This window comes from Streptomyces sp. NPDC004111, from assembly GCF_042874215.1.
Taxonomy (GTDB): domain Bacteria; phylum Actinomycetota; class Actinomycetes; order Streptomycetales; family Streptomycetaceae; genus Streptomyces.
In genome coordinates this window covers 72257-87708 of sequence record NZ_JBIAMU010000028.1, presented here as the reverse complement: position 1 = coordinate 87708, position 15452 = coordinate 72257, and the positions used below count along the sequence as shown (strand labels likewise).

15 protein-coding genes are annotated in these 15452 nt (G+C 70.0%); 10 read left to right on the top strand and 5 right to left on the bottom strand.

What is annotated here, in order from left to right; translation table 11 throughout:
- Positions 1–35 precede the first annotated feature (35 nt).
- Positions 36–944, top strand: coding sequence for a helix-turn-helix domain-containing protein (locus tag ACFYVL_RS39390; RefSeq protein WP_389253917.1), 909 nt, complete (start codon positions 36–38; stop codon positions 942–944).
- On the opposite strand, the gene ACFYVL_RS39385 is transcribed toward ACFYVL_RS39390, so the two are convergent.
- From ACFYVL_RS39385 to ACFYVL_RS39370, 4 genes are all read right to left on the bottom strand, one after another.
- Complete coding sequence (locus ACFYVL_RS39385; RefSeq protein WP_389253915.1) at positions 911–1882, bottom strand: hypothetical protein; 972 nt, start codon at positions 1880–1882, stop codon at positions 911–913. The two genes, ACFYVL_RS39390 and ACFYVL_RS39385, sit on opposite strands and share 34 nt — an antisense overlap.
- Positions 1879–3651: a CotH kinase family protein gene (locus tag ACFYVL_RS39380; RefSeq protein ID WP_389253913.1), complete on the bottom strand. Its 1773-nt coding sequence runs from the start codon at positions 3649–3651 to the stop codon at positions 1879–1881. Before ACFYVL_RS39380 ends, ACFYVL_RS39385 begins: the two co-directional genes overlap by 4 nt.
- Before the next feature lie 179 nt (positions 3652–3830).
- Positions 3831–4019 carry a hypothetical protein gene (locus ACFYVL_RS39375; RefSeq protein WP_389253911.1) on the bottom strand — a complete coding sequence of 63 codons (189 nt, stop codon included), beginning with the start codon at positions 4017–4019 and terminating at the stop codon, positions 3831–3833.
- Positions 4020–4144: 125 nt separating this feature from the next.
- Complete coding sequence (locus ACFYVL_RS39370; RefSeq protein ID WP_389253999.1) at positions 4145–4756, bottom strand: hypothetical protein; 612 nt, start codon at positions 4754–4756, stop codon at positions 4145–4147.
- A gap of 162 nt (positions 4757–4918) precedes the next feature.
- On the opposite strand from ACFYVL_RS39370, the gene hemL reads away from it, so the two are divergent.
- From hemL to ACFYVL_RS39330, 8 genes are all read left to right on the top strand, one after another.
- A complete protein-coding gene (hemL, locus tag ACFYVL_RS39365) occupies positions 4919–6226 on the top strand; it encodes a glutamate-1-semialdehyde 2,1-aminomutase (protein ID WP_389253909.1) in 1308 nt (435 codons plus the stop codon).
- Entirely contained in the window at positions 6223–6903 is a 681-nt protein-coding gene (locus ACFYVL_RS39360; protein WP_389253907.1) for a histidine phosphatase family protein, read from the top strand. Before hemL ends, ACFYVL_RS39360 begins: the two co-directional genes overlap by 4 nt.
- A 243-nt stretch (positions 6904–7146) precedes the next feature.
- Entirely contained in the window at positions 7147–8394 is a 1248-nt protein-coding gene (locus tag ACFYVL_RS39355) for a hypothetical protein (RefSeq protein ID WP_389253997.1), read from the top strand.
- Between the two features lie 97 nt (positions 8395–8491).
- On the top strand, positions 8492–9115 hold the full coding sequence (locus ACFYVL_RS39350; RefSeq protein WP_389253905.1) for a TlpA family protein disulfide reductase: 624 nt from the start codon (positions 8492–8494) through the stop codon (positions 9113–9115).
- Positions 9112–9882: a cytochrome c biogenesis CcdA family protein gene (locus ACFYVL_RS39345; RefSeq protein ID WP_389253903.1), complete on the top strand. Its 771-nt coding sequence runs from the start codon at positions 9112–9114 to the stop codon at positions 9880–9882. Before ACFYVL_RS39350 ends, ACFYVL_RS39345 begins: the two co-directional genes overlap by 4 nt.
- A 4-nt stretch (positions 9883–9886) precedes the next feature.
- On the top strand, positions 9887–11593 hold the full coding sequence (locus ACFYVL_RS39340; protein ID WP_389253901.1) for a cytochrome c biogenesis protein ResB: 1707 nt from the start codon (positions 9887–9889) through the stop codon (positions 11591–11593).
- Positions 11593–12747 (top strand): c-type cytochrome biogenesis protein CcsB, encoded by a 1155-nt coding sequence (ccsB, locus tag ACFYVL_RS39335; protein WP_389253995.1) that lies wholly within the window; start codon positions 11593–11595, stop codon positions 12745–12747. The genes ACFYVL_RS39340 and ccsB overlap by 1 nt, the downstream gene beginning before the upstream one ends.
- Positions 12748–12839: 92 nt before the next feature.
- Positions 12840–13355 (top strand): SRPBCC domain-containing protein, encoded by a 516-nt coding sequence (locus ACFYVL_RS39330; protein WP_389253899.1) that lies wholly within the window; start codon positions 12840–12842, stop codon positions 13353–13355.
- Positions 13356–13444: 89 nt separating this feature from the next.
- Here the strand turns inward: ACFYVL_RS39330 and ACFYVL_RS39325 are convergent, their stop codons facing one another.
- Positions 13445–13867: a PLD nuclease N-terminal domain-containing protein gene (locus ACFYVL_RS39325; protein ID WP_389253897.1), complete on the bottom strand. Its 423-nt coding sequence runs from the start codon at positions 13865–13867 to the stop codon at positions 13445–13447.
- Positions 13868–13955: 88 nt separating this feature from the next.
- Here ACFYVL_RS39325 and ACFYVL_RS39320 point away from each other — a divergent pair, with 88 nt between their 5' ends.
- Positions 13956–15413 (top strand): menaquinone biosynthesis decarboxylase, encoded by a 1458-nt coding sequence (locus ACFYVL_RS39320; RefSeq protein ID WP_389253895.1) that lies wholly within the window; start codon positions 13956–13958, stop codon positions 15411–15413.
- Positions 15414–15452 lie beyond the last annotated feature (39 nt).

The following is a 15452-nucleotide window of genomic DNA, read 5'->3' as shown; positions in this document are numbered from 1 at the left end:
CCCGCGCGGGCCGCCGCCCGCCTACGCTCGAGGTCATGGAGCTGGAGAGCCTCGGGGCCTACCTGAAGAACCGCCGCGACCGGATCACCCCGGCCGCCGCCGGGCTGCGCACCTACGGAACGGCCCGCCGGGTGCCGGGACTTCGCCGTGAGGAGCTGGCCCAGCTCGCGGGGGTCAGCGCCGGCTACTACACCCGGCTGGAGCAGGGCCAGGCGGGCACCGCCTCGCAGCAGGTGCTCGACGCGCTGGCGGGCGTCCTGCAGCTGGACCGGGTCGAGACGATGCACCTGCACAACCTGGCCCGCCGTACGACCGCCGCCCGGCTGGTCAGGCCCCGCCCGGAGAAGCCGCACCCGCGGGTGCTGGCGCTGCTGAACTCGCTGGGCGAGAACACCCCGGCCGTGGTGCTGGGCCGCCGCGGCGACGTACTGGACTGGAACCGCACCGGGCACGCCCTGGTCGCCGAGCACCTCGACTTCGGGGCGCCGCACGATCCGGCGCGCCGCCCCTCGGTGCCCCGGATGTTCTTCCTGGACCCGCTCACCCGCGAGCTCTACCGCAACCGGGACGTGCTGGCCCGCGCCCATGTGGCGTATCTGCGGCTGACCGCGGGCCGGTATCCCGACGACGCCCGGCTGGCCGAGCTGATCGGTGAACTCGCCATGAAGAGCCAGGAGTTCGCCAGGCTCTGGGCCACGGGCGACGTCGCGGACTGCACGGTGGGCACCCAGTTGCTGCGGCACCCGACCGTCGGCGGGCTGGACGTCGACTACCAGGTGTGGCTCCAGCCGGAGAGTCCGGACCACCGGCTGGAGATCTACACGCCCAACGGCCCGGCGTCCGCGGACGCGCTGCGGCTGCTCGCCGACCAGGCCGCGGAGCGCTCACCGGAGGCTGCCGGGGCAGCTGCTCAGCCGTCCTTGTCCGGTACCAGGAACACGTGAACCGACTGGTCCTTGGCGCGCAGCCGGGCGCTGCCGGCGCCCTTCTTCGCCCGGTCGGAGACGATCACCACGTGGTCCTTGGAGACCCAGGCCAGGCCCTCGGGGTTGCCGTAGAGGGTGCGTCCCTTGGCGTCGGTCGGGAGCCGGTGCACCGTGCCCTTGTCCACCTGCCACTTCTTGGGGGAGAGCCGGCCCACCCACAGTGCGGACGACGCCTGGGAGAGGACGGCGATCCGCCCGTCGCGCACGGACACGCTGCTGTAGTCCTCGAAGGGCAGTGACCGGGGCAGCCGGACGGTGTCCGTGTGCTTCCAGCTCTTGGCCGTGCGGCGGAAGACCTGGATCCGGCCGCCGCCGGGCCTGCGGCCCTTCTTGCCGCCGGCGCACCGGTTGCCCTCGCACAGGGCGAGCAGGTGGCCCTTGCCGCCGCGCTCGACCCATTCCAGGCCCTCCATGCCCTTGTTGGCGTCGGGCAGCGGGAAGTCCAGGAGCGCGGAGCCGACCGGGCGCAGTTTCGCGTCGTACTCCCGCACCCGGGCCCGGTAGCCCTTGGGTTTGACCGGTTCCGCCTCGCTGAGCAGGTAGTAGTGGTCCTTGCGTTCGTCGTGGGCGAGGTCCTCGTAGCCCTGGTTGGCCTTGGCGGCGCGCCGGGTGCCGCCGGGCTTCTGCTGGGTGCGGGCGGTGACGACGCCGTTCTCCGGTGCCTTGGGCGACAGTTCGCTGCCGACCCGCAGGAGGTCGGGGAGGTTGTCGCAGACGATGAGGAAGGTGCCGTCGTGGTGGACGACGCCGCTGGCCTCCAGGCGGCTGCCCGCGCTGTCGCCGATCAGGTCCTGGATCTTGGCCTCCTTGACCAGGCGCAGTTCGCGGGCCTTCGCGGCCTTGGCCCCGGTGCGGTTCTTCTTTCCGGCCTTGGTGCGGTTCTTGGTCGCGGTCATGCGGGCAGCACCTCCATCGCGCCGGGGAACGTGGCCCCGCTGGCGCCGTTGGGATAGGTCTTGCGCAGTTCGGCGAGCTGCTGGCGTGCGCTGTCGTGGCGCATGCGCGTGTAGTGGAAGATCCCGTACGTGAACTGTGCGCCGCGGCTCAGTTCCCACTGGCGGTAGCCGGCCCGGTACACCTCGTCGTTGGTGAACTGCCGCCCGGTGAAGGGCTGTCCGTGCCGGCTGGTGGATTCGCCGTACGCGGCGGCCGAGACGCGCTGCCAGAGGCCGTCGGTGCGTCCGGAGCCCTCCGCGCCGATCAGTGCGGCGACCCGGTCGGGCACGAACTCGGTGTCCAGCAGGTATTCCAGGTGGTCGAGGTAGTACTGGCAGAAGTCGTGGTGCCGCAGCAGGTTGGTGAACAGCGGGAGGCGGGACTCGGCGTGCGGTGCGTGGGTGGTGCGGCAGTAGTTCCGGGTCATCGAGGGCCAGTCGAGCAGGTCCGTGTACTGCCACGGGGTGGCGAAGAAGTCGATGCCGGAGCTGTTGTCGTAGTCCCAGGGGACGAACGTGAAGTACGGCCGTGCCATGAACCCCGTCGGGTCGCCGAGCCGTCCCGAGTTGTAGAGGTAGTAGTTCGACGGTGTCGCGAAGTAGTTGTCCCAGCTGCCGAGGAGGACGTTGGCGCCCGCCCAGCGCAGGAAGGCGGGCACGTTGAGGATCTCCTCGACGGAGGCGCGGAACGCGTCGGACGCGAACCGGTCCTCGCCGCCCGGCAGACCGGCGCCGTCGACGGTCCGCACCAGGGCGGCGAGGTCGTCGTAGGTGGCGGCGGCCGGCACGTCCTCGTTCGTCTTCAGCCGGTAGGTGCGGTCGTCCTCCCGGCTGCCGGCGGTGAAGTACTGGCGTCCGCCGTCGTCGCCGTCGGTGCCGGTGCGGTGCTCCAGCGTCGCGCAGCCGACGTCGCCGCAGTACGCCTTGTAGAGGTTGCCCTCGGCGTTCCTGCCGAAGTGGTCCTTCAGGAACTTCCGGTCGACCTGCTCGATGACCGAGAAGAGCCCCAGGTACCGGTCGTTGATCGAGAAGGTGGCGTAGGTGTGCTGGGAGGCGGGGACGCCCGCGCGTTCCAGCAGCCGCCAGGCGAGTGCCTCGCGCATCTGGGACGGGTCGTTGTACATCGCCTTGAGGTTGATCCGCTCCATGCCGTAGAGCCGGTCCTCGCTGGTGCCGACCTCGAAGTCGATCTTCCAGGAGCGTTTGGGCGCGCGTGCCGTCATGTTGCCGCTGTTGACCATGGAGAAGGACGGGGTGGCGAGCAGGGTGTCGTCCGGTGCGCCGCTCCTGGCCAGGGTCAGCCGGGCCCCGGGCGGTGCCTGGAGGACCTTGTCGGCGGTCAGTACGCCGGGCGGCCAGCCGGTGACCTCGACGTGGTACATGTCCTGGTCGAAGAACTCGGCCTTGTCCCGGGCCGCGCCGAGGTACGTCTCCACGATCCGGCCGATCGCGGTGGGCCGGTCGTCCGGGTCGCGCAGTACGAGGCCGAGGTCCGCCGGGGCGGCCGTGGCCTCCGCCGCCCCGCCGCCCGGCTGGCCCTGTTCGGCGAGCAGCAGGTCGTACAGGGCGCTGAACTCGGCCTTGGTGCGCAGTGCGGCGTCGACCGGGCCCGCCGTCGCGTTGGCGCGTTCGGCGAGCCGCCGTCCGGTGCCCGGAGGCAGCTCGGAGGGCACGAGGGTCTGGTTCTTGAAGGCGTCCCGGAACGTGCCCTTGCCGATGATCCTGTCCACGCCGGCCTCCCCTGGGGTGAACCTCTTTCTCTACGCCCGGCGGTACATGACCGCCAGCCCCGGAATCGGCCTGGCCGGGGCTGGGAGGGGAGGGTTCACCGGGCCTGTGGGGCCGGGAGTTGCTCGATCGGCGGGGGTGGTCGCGGACGGGCGGCCGAAGGTGCCGAGGACGCGGGGCGCTAGGCCGCCGTCACCAGTCCGGCGCGCAGCGCCGCCGCCCACTCCACCAGCAGTTCCTGGTACCGCGCCTCGTCGGCCGCTGACAGTGCGCCGTCCGTGCGCGACCAGAGCGCGCGGATCTCGGCGTTGACGACGGCTGCGGAGCGGACGGTTCCAGGTGTGTGCGGCGTAGGAGAAGTGGAGGACATGGGAACAACCCTAGGCGCTGCCACTGACAATCGGCATTCCGCGCAGCTGAGAATGGCGTGAAATCCCTATGATCATGGGGTTCACGGCAGGGGTCGCGGAGCGGAAGCGGAAGCCTGGGCTGCGGTCAGGGCCAGACCAGGCAGTAGGCCTGGTGGCCCGCCTCGTGCAGGCGGTGGCTGAAGTCCTGCCACTCGTGCAGGAGTTGGTAGACGTTGAAGGCGTCGCTCGGGCCGCCGCGGTCGGGGACCGTGGACCAGATGAAGGCGGCGGCGCCCACCGCTTCCTCGCCGATGCCGCGCAGCGGGTCGACGACCGTCATGGGGAGTTTCACCACGGCGTAGTCCGGGTGGAGGACGACCAGTTCCAGCGGGGGGACCTTGTGCAGGGGTATGCCCTGGATGCCGGTGAGGACCATCGCGGCCATCGTCTCCGGCTTGATCTTGGTGAACATGCCGCCCATGCCCAGCTCGTCGCCGCCCAGCTCCTCCGGGCGCATCGAAATGGGCACGCGGGCGGCCGTCGCGCCGTTCGGGGCACCGAAGTACTTGTAGGTCACCCCCACCCGGCCAACCCTGCTTCCCGTACCCGATCCCGAACCCGTGTGTGCTTCGGCGGACGCGTCGGTGCCGTCGGCGTCCGCGTGTACCGCACGCTCCCGCCGCCGGTGTCGACCGCGCCTGGCCCGCTCGGGACCCAGATCGTCGGCCGGCTCGCCCAGTCCGCCACCGCGATGCATATCTCTCACCCGACTGTGCTGTGTGTCAGCGCCTTTGCCATGCCATTCCAAGCGGCGCGACCCCCGGCGCGCAACCCGATCATCGTCCCAGTGACCTCCCCCGCCGCGGGGCGGTGAAACACCTGTCCGCAAGGACGGGCGGGCCTCTGACACCATTGCTGTGTGAGCCTCCCCTATGACGCCCCAGTTTCGCAGACGCTTTTCGACCGCGCGTCCCTTGTGACGCCCGGCGGCGTGAACTCCCCGGTACGGGCCTTCAGGGCCGTGGGCGGTACGCCCCGGTTCATGGTGTCCGGTGCCGGTCCGTACCTCACCGACGCCGACGGACGTGAGTACGTCGACCTCGTGTGTTCGTGGGGGCCGATGATCCTCGGCCACGCGCACCCGGAGGTCGTCGCCGCCGTCCAGGAGGCGGTCGCCCGCGGCACCTCCTTCGGTACGCCCGGTGAGGGCGAGGTCGCGCTCGCCGAGGAGATCGTCGCCCGGATCGACCCCGTCGAGCAGGTACGGCTGGTGTCCTCGGGCACCGAAGCGACCATGTCGGCCATCCGGCTCGCCCGTGGATTCACCGGCCGCGCCAAGGTCGTGAAGTTCGCCGGCTGCTACCACGGGCACGTGGACGCGCTGCTGGCCGCCGCGGGTTCGGGGCTGGCGACCTTCGCCCTGCCGGACACGCCGGGCGTCACCGGCGCCCAGGCGGGCGACACCATCGTGCTGCCGTACAACGATCTGGACGCGGTGCGCGCCGCCTTCCGCGCGCACCCCGGCGAGATCGCCTGTGTGATCACCGAGGCGTCGCCCGGCAACATGGGCGTCGTCCCGCCGGGCGAGGGGTTCAACGCGGGCCTCAAGGCGCTCTGCCAGGAGAACGGCGCGCTCTACATCTCCGACGAGGTGATGACCGGATTCCGCACCAGCAGGGCCGGCTGGTACGGCGTCGACGGCGTCGCCCCGGACCTGATGACCTTCGGCAAGGTCATGGGCGGCGGCTTCCCGGCGGCGGCCTTCGGCGGCCGGCACGACGTGATGGAGCACCTCGCTCCGGTCGGCCCGGTCTACCAGGCGGGCACCCTCTCCGGTAACCCCGTCGCCACCGCCGCGGGCCTCGCCCAGCTGCGGCTGCTCGGCGACGCGGAGTACGCGAAGGTCGACGAGGTCTCGCGGGAGATCCGCACGCTGGTCGGCGACGCGCTGACGAAGGAGGGCGTGGCGCACCGCGTGCAGACCGCGTCCAACATGTTCTCCGTCTTCTTCACGCCCGACGAGGTGCGCAACTACGACCAGGCGCGGCAGCAGGAGTCCTTCCGCTTCACCGCGTTCTTCCACGCGATGCTGGCCGGCGGCGTCTACCTGCCGCCGTCCTCCTTCGAGTCCTGGTTCGTCTCCACCACCCACGACGAGCGGGCGATCGAGCGCGTCGCCGCCGCCCTGCCCGCCGCCGCCCGAGCCGCAGCAGAGGCCACCGCATGAGCAACAAGGACCTGACCGTCGTCCACCTGATGCGGCACGGCGAGGTGCACAACCCGGACGGCGTCCTCTACGGCCGCCGTCCCGGCTACCACCTCTCCGAACTCGGCCGGAAGATGGCCGACCGGGTCGCCGAGCACCTGGCGGAACGTGACATCACCCACGTCGTGGCCTCCCCGCTGGAGCGCGCCCAGGAGACCGCCACCCCGATCGCCAAGGCGCACGGCCTGGACCTGGCGACCGACCCCGCGCTGATCGAGGCCGCCAACGTCTTCGAGGGCAAGACCTTCGGCGTCGGCGACGGCGCGCTGCGCCGCCCGGAGAACTGGAAGCACCTCACCAACCCGTTCCGCCCCTCCTGGGGCGAGCCGTACATCGAGCAGGTCGTACGGATGATGGGCGCGCTGAACGCGGCGCGGGACGCGGCGCGCGGCCACGAGGCCGTGTGCGTCAGCCACCAGCTGCCGATCTGGATCGTCCGCAGCTTCGTCGAGCGGCGGCGGCTGTGGCACGACCCGCGCAAGCGGCAGTGCACGCTGGCCTCGCTGACCACGTTCACCTACCAGGGCGACAAGATCGTTTCGGTCGGCTACACGGAGCCGGCCCGGGACCTCGTCCCCGCGCACCTGCTGGCCGGGGCGAAGCCGGTGAAGGGCGGGGCGAAGGCGTTCGGCGCCTGAGCCGGGACGGCCGGAACCGGTCCCGGGGGCGCCCCCGGGACCGGTCGTTTTCGGCCGCGGGTTCACAGGTGATCCACACCGGGGTCACAGCGGCGCCACCAATTGACTCGCCCTGTAATTCGGCGAACACGCAGTGAATTATGTGCTGTTTGCCGGAACCGCTGTCTTCGGCGCACCCTCTAAAAAGTTGTCCATCTGAGTGGGCGACGGTGCGACGAATGCGGATGGGGAGTTATGCGCGACATCAGGCAGCTCAGCCGGCGAGGCCTTCTGGGACTCGGCGCGGGAGCAGCGGCCGCGGTCGGCCTCGCCGCCTGCAAGGGCGGCGAGGGCAGCGCACCCGCGGGCAAGGGCCAGGACGCCGCAATGCCGGGCAAGGGCGGCGGCACTCCTGCGCCGACCGCCGAGGCCAAGCCGATCGGTGACGGTTCGACCGCCGACACCGGGAAGCAGCCCAACCAGCCCGAGAAGCCGGTTCCGCTGGAGCCCGGCCAGGCCCCTCCGCAGTTCGTGGTGTTCTCCTGGGACGGTGCCGGCGAGGTGGGCAACGGCCTCTTCCCGCGTTTCCTGAAGCTCGCCAAGGAGCACGACGCGGCGATGACGTTCTTCCTCTCCGGGCTCTATCTCCTCCCGGAGTCGAAGGCCAAGCTCTACAAGCCGCCGAACAACCGCGTCGGCGCATCCGACATCGGCTACCTCACCGACGCCCACATCAAGGACACCCTGAAGTACGTCCGGCAGGCGTGGCTGGAGGGCCACGAGATCGGCACCCACTTCAACGGCCACTTCTGCGCCGGCTCCGGCTCGGTCGCCAAGTGGACGCCCGCACAGTGGGAGTCCGAGATCGACCAGGCGGTGAAGTTCGTCACCGAATGGAAGACGAACTCCGGCTGGACCGACCTCGACCCGCTGCCCTTCGACTACAAGAAGGAACTCGTCGGCGGACGCACCCCCTGCCTGCTCGGCCAGGACAACCTGCTGCCGATCGCCAAGAAGCTGGGCTGGCGGTACGACGCCTCCTCGCCGGGCGGCCGGCAGATGTGGCCGGTGAAGCGGGGCGGCGTCTGGGACCTGCCGCTCCAGCAGATCCCTTTCCCCGGCCGCGGCTTCGAAGTCCTTTCGATGGACTACAACATGCTCGCCAACCAGTCGAAGAATTCCACCAAGGGAATGCCCTCGCGCTATCCCGAATGGCGGAAGCAGGCGGCCGGCGCGTACATCAAGGGATTCCAGCGCGCCCACGAGACGAACCGCGCCCCCTTCTACATCGGCAACCACTTCGAGCAGTGGAACGGCGGCATCTACATGGACGCCGTCGAGGAGGCGCTCAAGCACATGGCCGGGAAGAAGGACGTGCGCCTGGTCTCCTTCAAGCAGTACTGCGACTGGCTGGACGTGCAGGACCCCAAGGTCCTCGCGAAGCTGCGCAAGCTGGAGGTCGGACAGAAGCCGACGGGTGGCTGGAACGCCTACCTGAAGGCCGCCGTCTAGACCGCGGCGCCACTGCTTATGGCCTCTTGACAAGGGGCTTTGCGGGCACGTAGGGGGGCGTCGAAGATCGATGGAACTGCCATGCGAAACTTTTCACATGAGCCCAGTCCGCGCCCCCCGCCGCCGCTCGATCCGCGCTTCCCGCACCGCTCTCGCGGTCTCGGGCATCCTCGTCGGCGCCCTCGCACTGTCGGCCTGCGGTGGCGACGGCAGCGCGTCGTCGGGCGGCGGCGGCACCAACTTCGTCGCCGGCAAGGACGGCATCGACACGGTCCCCAAGGAGGACCGCACCGCTGCCCCCAAGCTCGACGGCACGACCCTCCAGGGCGAGAAGTTCGACGTCTCCTCGCTCAAGGGCAAGGTCGTCGTGCTGAACATCTGGGGTTCCTGGTGCCCGCCCTGCCGGGCCGAGGCGCCGACCTTCGCGAAGGTCTCCAAGGAGCTCAAGAACAAGGGCGTGGAATTCGTCGGCATCGACACCCGTGACGACCAGAAGGCCCTCGCGGTGCAGTTCGAGAAGGACGCCGGGATCGAATACCCGAGCCTCTACGACCCGGACGGCAAGCTGATGCTGCGCTTCCCCAAGGGCAGCCTCAACCCGCAGGCCATTCCGTCCACCATCGTCATCGACAAGGACGGCAAGGTCGCGGCGCGCTCGCTGGCCGCGCTCAGCCAGAAGAAGCTCCGCTCGATGATCGACCCCGTGATGGCCGAGAAGTGAGTACGGCCCTCCTGCCACTGGCCGCCGACGCCACCGAGACCGTCCAGTCCGGCGCGCTGCTGCTCGCGCTGCCGATCGCGCTGCTCGCGGGCCTGGTCTCGTTCTTCTCGCCGTGCGTGCTGCCGCTGGTCCCGGGCTACCTGTCGTACGTCACGGGCACGAGCGGTACGGACCTGGCCGAGCAGAAGCGCGGCCGGATGGCGGCCGGGGCCGGACTGTTCGTGCTCGGCTTCAGCGCCGTCTTCGTCTCCGGCGGCGCCCTCTTCAGCTATTTCGGCTCCACCCTCCAGTCGTACAAGGGCACCACCAACATCGTCCTCGGCATCCTCATGGTGCTGATGGGCCTCTTCTTCATGGGTGCCTTCCCCTTCCTCACCCAGCGCGAGTACCGCTTCCACAAGAAGCCCGTCGCGGGTCTGGTCGGGGCGCCGGTGCTCGGTGTCCTCTTCGGGATCGGGTGGACGCCGTGCCTGGGGCCCACGCTCGGTGTGATCCTCGGCCTGTCGATGAACGAGGCCGCCCCGATGCGGGGCACGCTGTTGATGGCCGTGTACTGCATCGGCCTCGGAGTTCCGTTCATCCTGGCCGCCATCGCCTTCCGCAAGGCGCTCGGCGCGTTCGGCTGGGTGAAGAGGCACTACGTGTGGGTCATGCGGATCGGCGGGATCATGATGATCGTCACCGGTCTGCTGCTCCTCACGGGCCTCTGGGACTCCGCCGTACAGGGCATGCAAAGCTGGTCGGACAGCTTCCAGGTGGGGATCTAGTTCCATGAGCAAGACAGAAGAACCGGTGGAGACGGACGAGCGGGCGGCAGGGGACCGGCTCTCCACGGCCCCCAAGGACGACCGCGAGACCGACCCCCAGGGGGGCGGGCCCGCCCCCGCCTCCTTCGGCGTCATCGGCTGGGCCCGCTGGTTCTGGCGGCAGCTCACCTCGATGCGCATCGCGCTGATCCTGCTGTTCATGCTGTCGCTGGGGGCCATCCCCGGCTCGCTGATCCCGCAGCGCAGCGTCGACCAGACGAAGGTCGACGACTTCTTCAAGGCGCACGAGACGCTCGCACCGCTCTACGACAAGGTGCAGCTCTTCGACGTCTACAGCTCGGTGTGGTTCTCCGCGATCTACATCCTGCTGTTCGTCTCGCTCATCGGCTGCATCGTGCCCCGCACCTGGCAGTTCGTCGGCCAGCTGCGCTCCAGGCCGCCGGCCGCGCCCGGCCGGCTGACCCGGATGCCCGCGTACACGACCTGGCGGACCGACACCTCCCCCGAGGAGGTGCGTGAGCTGGGTCTCGCGCTGATGAAGAAGCGCCGCTTCCGCGCGGACTCCTCGGGCGACGCGGTCACCGCCGAGAAGGGCTACCTCCGCGAAGCCGGGAACCTGATCTTCCACATCGCCCTGATCGTGCTGCTGCTCGCCTTCGCGACCGGCCAGCTCTTCAAGTCCGAGGGCGGCAAGCTGATCACCGAGGGCGGCGGCTTCTCCAACACGCTCACCCAGTACGACGACTTCAAGTCCGGCTCGCTCTTCGACCGCGACCACGACCTGGAACCGTTCAGCTTCCGGCTCGACAACTTCGTCGGCACCTACGAGCGGACCGGCCCGCAGCGCGGCACGCCCCGCCTGTACGAGGCCCACCTCACCTACTCCGAGGGCGTGGACGGCCCCGAGAAGAAGGCCGTCGTCGAGGTCAACACGCCGCTGACCGTCGGCGGCTCCAAGGTCCACCTGATCGGCCACGGCTACTCCCCGGTGATCACCGTCCGCGACCCGCGCGGCCAGGTCGTCTTCAAGGGCCCGGCCCCGCTGTTGCCCACCGACTCCAACGTCACCTCCACCGGCGCCATCAAGGTGATGGACGGCTACCGCGACAAGGACGGCAAGAAGACCCAGCTGGGCTTCACCGCCGTGTTCGTGCCGACCTTCGGCGGCGCCGGCAAGGGCAGCATGTTCTCCAAGTACCCCGGGCTGGACTACCCGGCGCTCGCGCTGACCGCCTTCCACGGCAGCCTCGGCGTGGACGCCGGCCTGCCGCAGAACGTGTACCAGCTCGACACCCGCAAGATGACCCAGTTCAAGAAGCCGGACGGCAGCCCCTTCGCGAAGATGCTGCTGCCCGGCGAGAAGATGGACCTTCCCGGAGGGGCCGGTTCGGTCACCTTCGAGAAGGACATCAAGGAATGGGCGACCTTCCAGGTCTCCCAGCAGCCCGGCAACATGTGGGCCCTGGCCGGTGCGGTCGCCGCCATCGTGGGCCTCGCCGCCTCCCTGTTCATCCAGCGCCGTCGCGTCTGGATCCGTGCCGTACGGGCGGACGACGGGACCACCGTTGTCGAGATGGCCGGACTCGGCCGCAGCGAGTCCGGCCGGCTCCCCGAGGAACTCGCCGCACTCGCGGAAGCCCTCCACTCCCAGGCGCCGACGACCACGACGCCCTCCTCTGTCGAACCCCCTGCCGAAGGAGCGCGCGCGTGATCCTCGCAGCCGCCACCGAAACCAACCAGAACCTGGCGGAGATCAGCAACGTGCTGATCTACTCCGCGATGGCCGTCTACACCCTGGCCTTCCTCGCCCACATCGCCGAGTGGACCTTCGGCAGCCGCAGCAGGGTGGGCCGTACGGCCGCCGCGCTGACCGAGCCCGCCGCGGCCCCCGCGGTGACCGTCCGCGCCAAGGGCGGCACGGCGGTGCTCGACAAGCCGAAGGTGGTCACCCGCGCCGCCGCCGGAACCCGTGACGCGGCGGACGGCGAGGGCGCCGCGGGCGGCACCTTCAAGGGCGACCTCTACGGCCGGATCGCGATCTCGCTCACCTTCCTCGGCTTCCTGATCGCCGCGGGCGGCGTCGCCTGCCGTGCCATGTCGGTGCAGCGCGCCCCCTGGGGCAACATGTACGAGTTCTCGATCACCTTCTCCACGGTGGCCGTCGGCGCGTACCTCGCCTTCCTGCTGACCAAGATGAACGTCCGCTGGATCGGTCTGCCCCTGGTCACCACGGTCCTGCTCGACCTCGGCATCGCCACCAAGTGGCTCTACACCGACAGCGACCAGCTGGTCCCGGCGCTGGACTCCTACTGGCTGTGGATCCACGTCTCCACCGCGATCTTCTGCGGTGCCGTCTTCTACGTCGGCGCGGTCGGCACCATCGGCTACCTGCTGCGCGACCGGTACGAGGTGCGGGCCGAGCTGGGCGAGACGGCCGACGTCTTCAAGGCGCACCTGGCCTCGCTGCCGCCCGCCAACGGCTTCGTCATGGCGGTCCGCAAGGCGCGCGTCCCCTTCCGCCGCCTGATGGACAGCACGGTCTCCCGGCTGCCCGCGGCGGCCACGCTGGACAAGTTCTCGTACCGCATCAACGCCGGTGTCTTCCCGCTGTGGACGTTCACGATCGTCGCGGGCGCCATCTGGGCGGGCGACGCGTGGGGCCGCTTCTGGGGCTGGGACCCCAAGGAGGTCTGGTCCTTCGTCACCTGGATCGCCTACGCCTGCTACCTGCACGCCCGCGCCACCGCCGGGTGGAAGGGCCGCAAGGCCGCCTACCTGGCGCTGTTCGCCTTCGCGACCTGGCTGTGGAACTACTACGGGGTGAACATCTTCATCACCGGCAAGCACTCCTACGCGGGAGTCTGACGGCGGGACCCCGCCCGGGGCTCCACGACCGATTGCTCCCTACAGCCCGGCCCGGTTCGCGTCCCGTACGCGGCCGGGCCACGCTGTTTCCCATGACGACGGCGATTCCCTCCCTCCCGTACGGCAAGGCCGAACCGCGCCCGAACGCCTGGTTCCTGCGCTACGAGCTGCCGCTGCCGCATCCGCTGGACCACGTCTGGGCGGCGGTGGCCACCCCGGCGGGCCTGAGCCAGTGGCTCGCGCTCCCCGACCCCTGGGACCCGCACCTGGGTTCCGCGACCGCCTTCCACTGGCAGTACGCGGGCTCGCAGTTCACCGAAGAGGGCCGGATCACGGCCTGGGACCCGGGCCGGGTCGCGGAGTACACGCTCACCGGCAACGGCCGCGCCCGCTTCCACCTGGAGGCCAACGGCCCCGGCAGCACCGTCCTGCGCTTCACCAACGAGCTGCGCGACCTCGACGAGAACGAGCGCCACAGCCGCCTCGCGGGCTGGCACGTCCACTTCGAGCTGCTGGCCTCCGCACTGGCCGGAACCCCCTACGACTGGTCGTCCTGGTCCCTCGACCGCTACCGGGAACTGCTCTCCGACTACGAGTCCCGCCCCTAGAACCCCGCACCCGCGGCAACGCCCGGCAGCCGGCCACGGCCGGCTCTCCGCCGACGGGCGGAGGGGCCGGAGGGGCTTCGTGGGAGGGGTCAGGGCTTCGGCTTGTCCTCCGGGCCCCTGCCCGGGTCTTCGCCGCCGCGGCGCTTCAGTTCTTCCTCGCGGCGGCGGAGGTCGGCCTCCCAGTCCTTCAGGAGGGACTCGTCCTTCTTGCTCTCGTCCTTCTTGTTCTCGTCCTTGATCGACTTCAGGAAGTCCGGGTTGTCGTCGGGGGCCACCCAGGTGGTGCGACGGCCGCGGTGCCACTCCGACGGCGCATGGCCGCCCTGGGCAGTCCTGCGGTTCTTGCCGGCGGCCAGCCAGACGATCGGGCCGACGATCCAGAAGAGCAGGATGATGAAGACCCAGGCCACCTTGGGCAGGTGCTTCGCCTCGTCCTCGGGGGTGTTCAGGCAGTCGATGAACGCGTAGATCGTCAGCGCCAGCGGCAGGATGAACATCAGTGCCCTGAGCATGGAGTGCTTCCCCCTGGGGACGTCAGACGGGCCGGACCAGCGGCCCCGGTGAGGGGCCAAGGGTAGTCGGTGTCCGATACTGGACGACATGGCTTACGACGATCTCCGCTCGTTCCTCCGCGCCCTGGACCGCGAGGGCGACCTCAAGCGCATCAAGGCCGAAGTCGACCCGTACCTGGAGGTCGGGGAGATCGTCGACCGCGTGAACAAGGCGGGCGGTCCGGCGCTCCTCTTCGAGAACGTGAAGGGCACCACGATGCCCCTCGCGATGAACGTCTTCGGCACGGACCGCCGCCTCCTCAAGGCGCTCGGCCTCAAGTCGTACGGCGACATCAGCGAGCAGATCGCCGGGCTGCTCAAGCCCGAGCTGCCGCAGGGCTTCATGGGCGTACGGGACGCCTTCGGCAAGCTGGGCTCGATGGCCCACGTGCCGCCGAAGAAGGTGAAGTCGGACGCGGCCCCGGTCCAGGAAGTGGTGCTGAGCGGCGACGACGTCGACCTGGAGAAGCTGCCCGCGCTCTTCACCTGGCCCGAGGACGGCGGCTCCTTCTTCAACCTGGGGCTGACCCACACGAAGCACCCCGAGACCGGCATCCGCAACCTCGGCCTCTACCGCCTCCAGCGCCACGACAAGCGCACCATCGGCATGCACTGGCAGATCCACAAGGACAGCCGCAACCACTACCAGGTGGCGGCCAGGCGCGGCGAGAAGCTGCCGATCGCCATCGCCTTCGGTGCGCCGCCGGCCGTGACGTACGCGTCGACCGCCCCGCTGCCCGGTGACATCGACGAGTACCTGTTCGCCGGTTTCCTCCAGGGCAAGCGGGTCGAGATGGTCGACTGCAAGACCGTTCCGCTCCAGGTCCCGGCGCACGCCGAGGTCGTCCTGGAGGGGTGGCTGGAGCCGGGCGAGATGCTGCCGGAGGGTCCCTTCGGCGACCACACCGGCTTCTACACGCCGCAGGAGGACTTCCCGGCGCTGAGGATCGACACGGTCACCATGCGCCGCCGTCCGCTCCTCCAGTCGATCGTCGTCGGCCGCCCGCCGACGGAGGACGGCCCGCTGGGGCGCGCCACGGAGAGCTTCTTCCTGCCGCTCCTCAAGATCATCGTCCCGGACATCGTGGACTACCACCTCCCCGAGGCGGGCGGCTTCCACAACTGCATCATCGTGTCGATCGACAAGAAGTACCCGAAGCACGCGCAGAAGGTGATGTCGGCGATCTGGGGCGCCCACATGCTGTCCCTGGAGAAGCTGATCGTGGTCGTGGACTCCGACTGCGACGTCCGCAACTACCACGAGGTCGCCTGGCGGGCCTTCGGGAACGTCGACTACTCCCGCGACCTGACGGTCGTCGAGGGCCCGGTCGACCACCTCGACCACGCCTCCTACCAGCAGTACTGGGGCGGCAAGGCGGGCGTCGACGCGACGAAGAAGCTGCCCGAGGAGGGCTACACCCGCGACGGCGGCTGGCCGAACATGGTCGAGTCCGACCCGGAGACGGCCCGGAAGGTGTCCCGCCGCTGGAAGGAGTACGGCCTGTGAGCCGGCTCCCGGGCACCCTCCGCTGAGGGGAGCGCCCCC

Bases quoted from the DNA above. Each gene is read 5' to 3' on its own strand.
- ACFYVL_RS39390 (WP_389253917.1), top strand. From the start codon at position 36: ATGGAGCTGGAGAGCCTCGGGGCCTACCTGAAGAACCGCCGCGACCGG.
- ACFYVL_RS39385 (WP_389253915.1), bottom strand. From the start codon at position 1,882: ATGACCGCGACCAAGAACCGCACCAAGGCCGGAAAGAAGAACCGCACC.
- ACFYVL_RS39375 (WP_389253911.1), bottom strand. From the start codon at position 4,019: ATGTCCTCCACTTCTCCTACGCCGCACACACCTGGAACCGTCCGCTCC.
- ACFYVL_RS39370 (WP_389253999.1), bottom strand. From the start codon at position 4,756: ATGCATCGCGGTGGCGGACTGGGCGAGCCGGCCGACGATCTGGGTCCC.
- ACFYVL_RS39360 (WP_389253907.1), top strand. From the start codon at position 6,223: ATGAGCAACAAGGACCTGACCGTCGTCCACCTGATGCGGCACGGCGAG.
- ACFYVL_RS39350 (WP_389253905.1), top strand. From the start codon at position 8,492: ATGAGCCCAGTCCGCGCCCCCCGCCGCCGCTCGATCCGCGCTTCCCGC.
- ACFYVL_RS39340 (WP_389253901.1), top strand. From the start codon at position 9,887: ATGAGCAAGACAGAAGAACCGGTGGAGACGGACGAGCGGGCGGCAGGG.
- ACFYVL_RS39330 (WP_389253899.1), top strand. From the start codon at position 12,840: ATGACGACGGCGATTCCCTCCCTCCCGTACGGCAAGGCCGAACCGCGC.
- ACFYVL_RS39325 (WP_389253897.1), bottom strand. From the start codon at position 13,867: ATGCTCAGGGCACTGATGTTCATCCTGCCGCTGGCGCTGACGATCTAC.
- ACFYVL_RS39320 (WP_389253895.1), top strand. From the start codon at position 13,956: ATGGCTTACGACGATCTCCGCTCGTTCCTCCGCGCCCTGGACCGCGAG.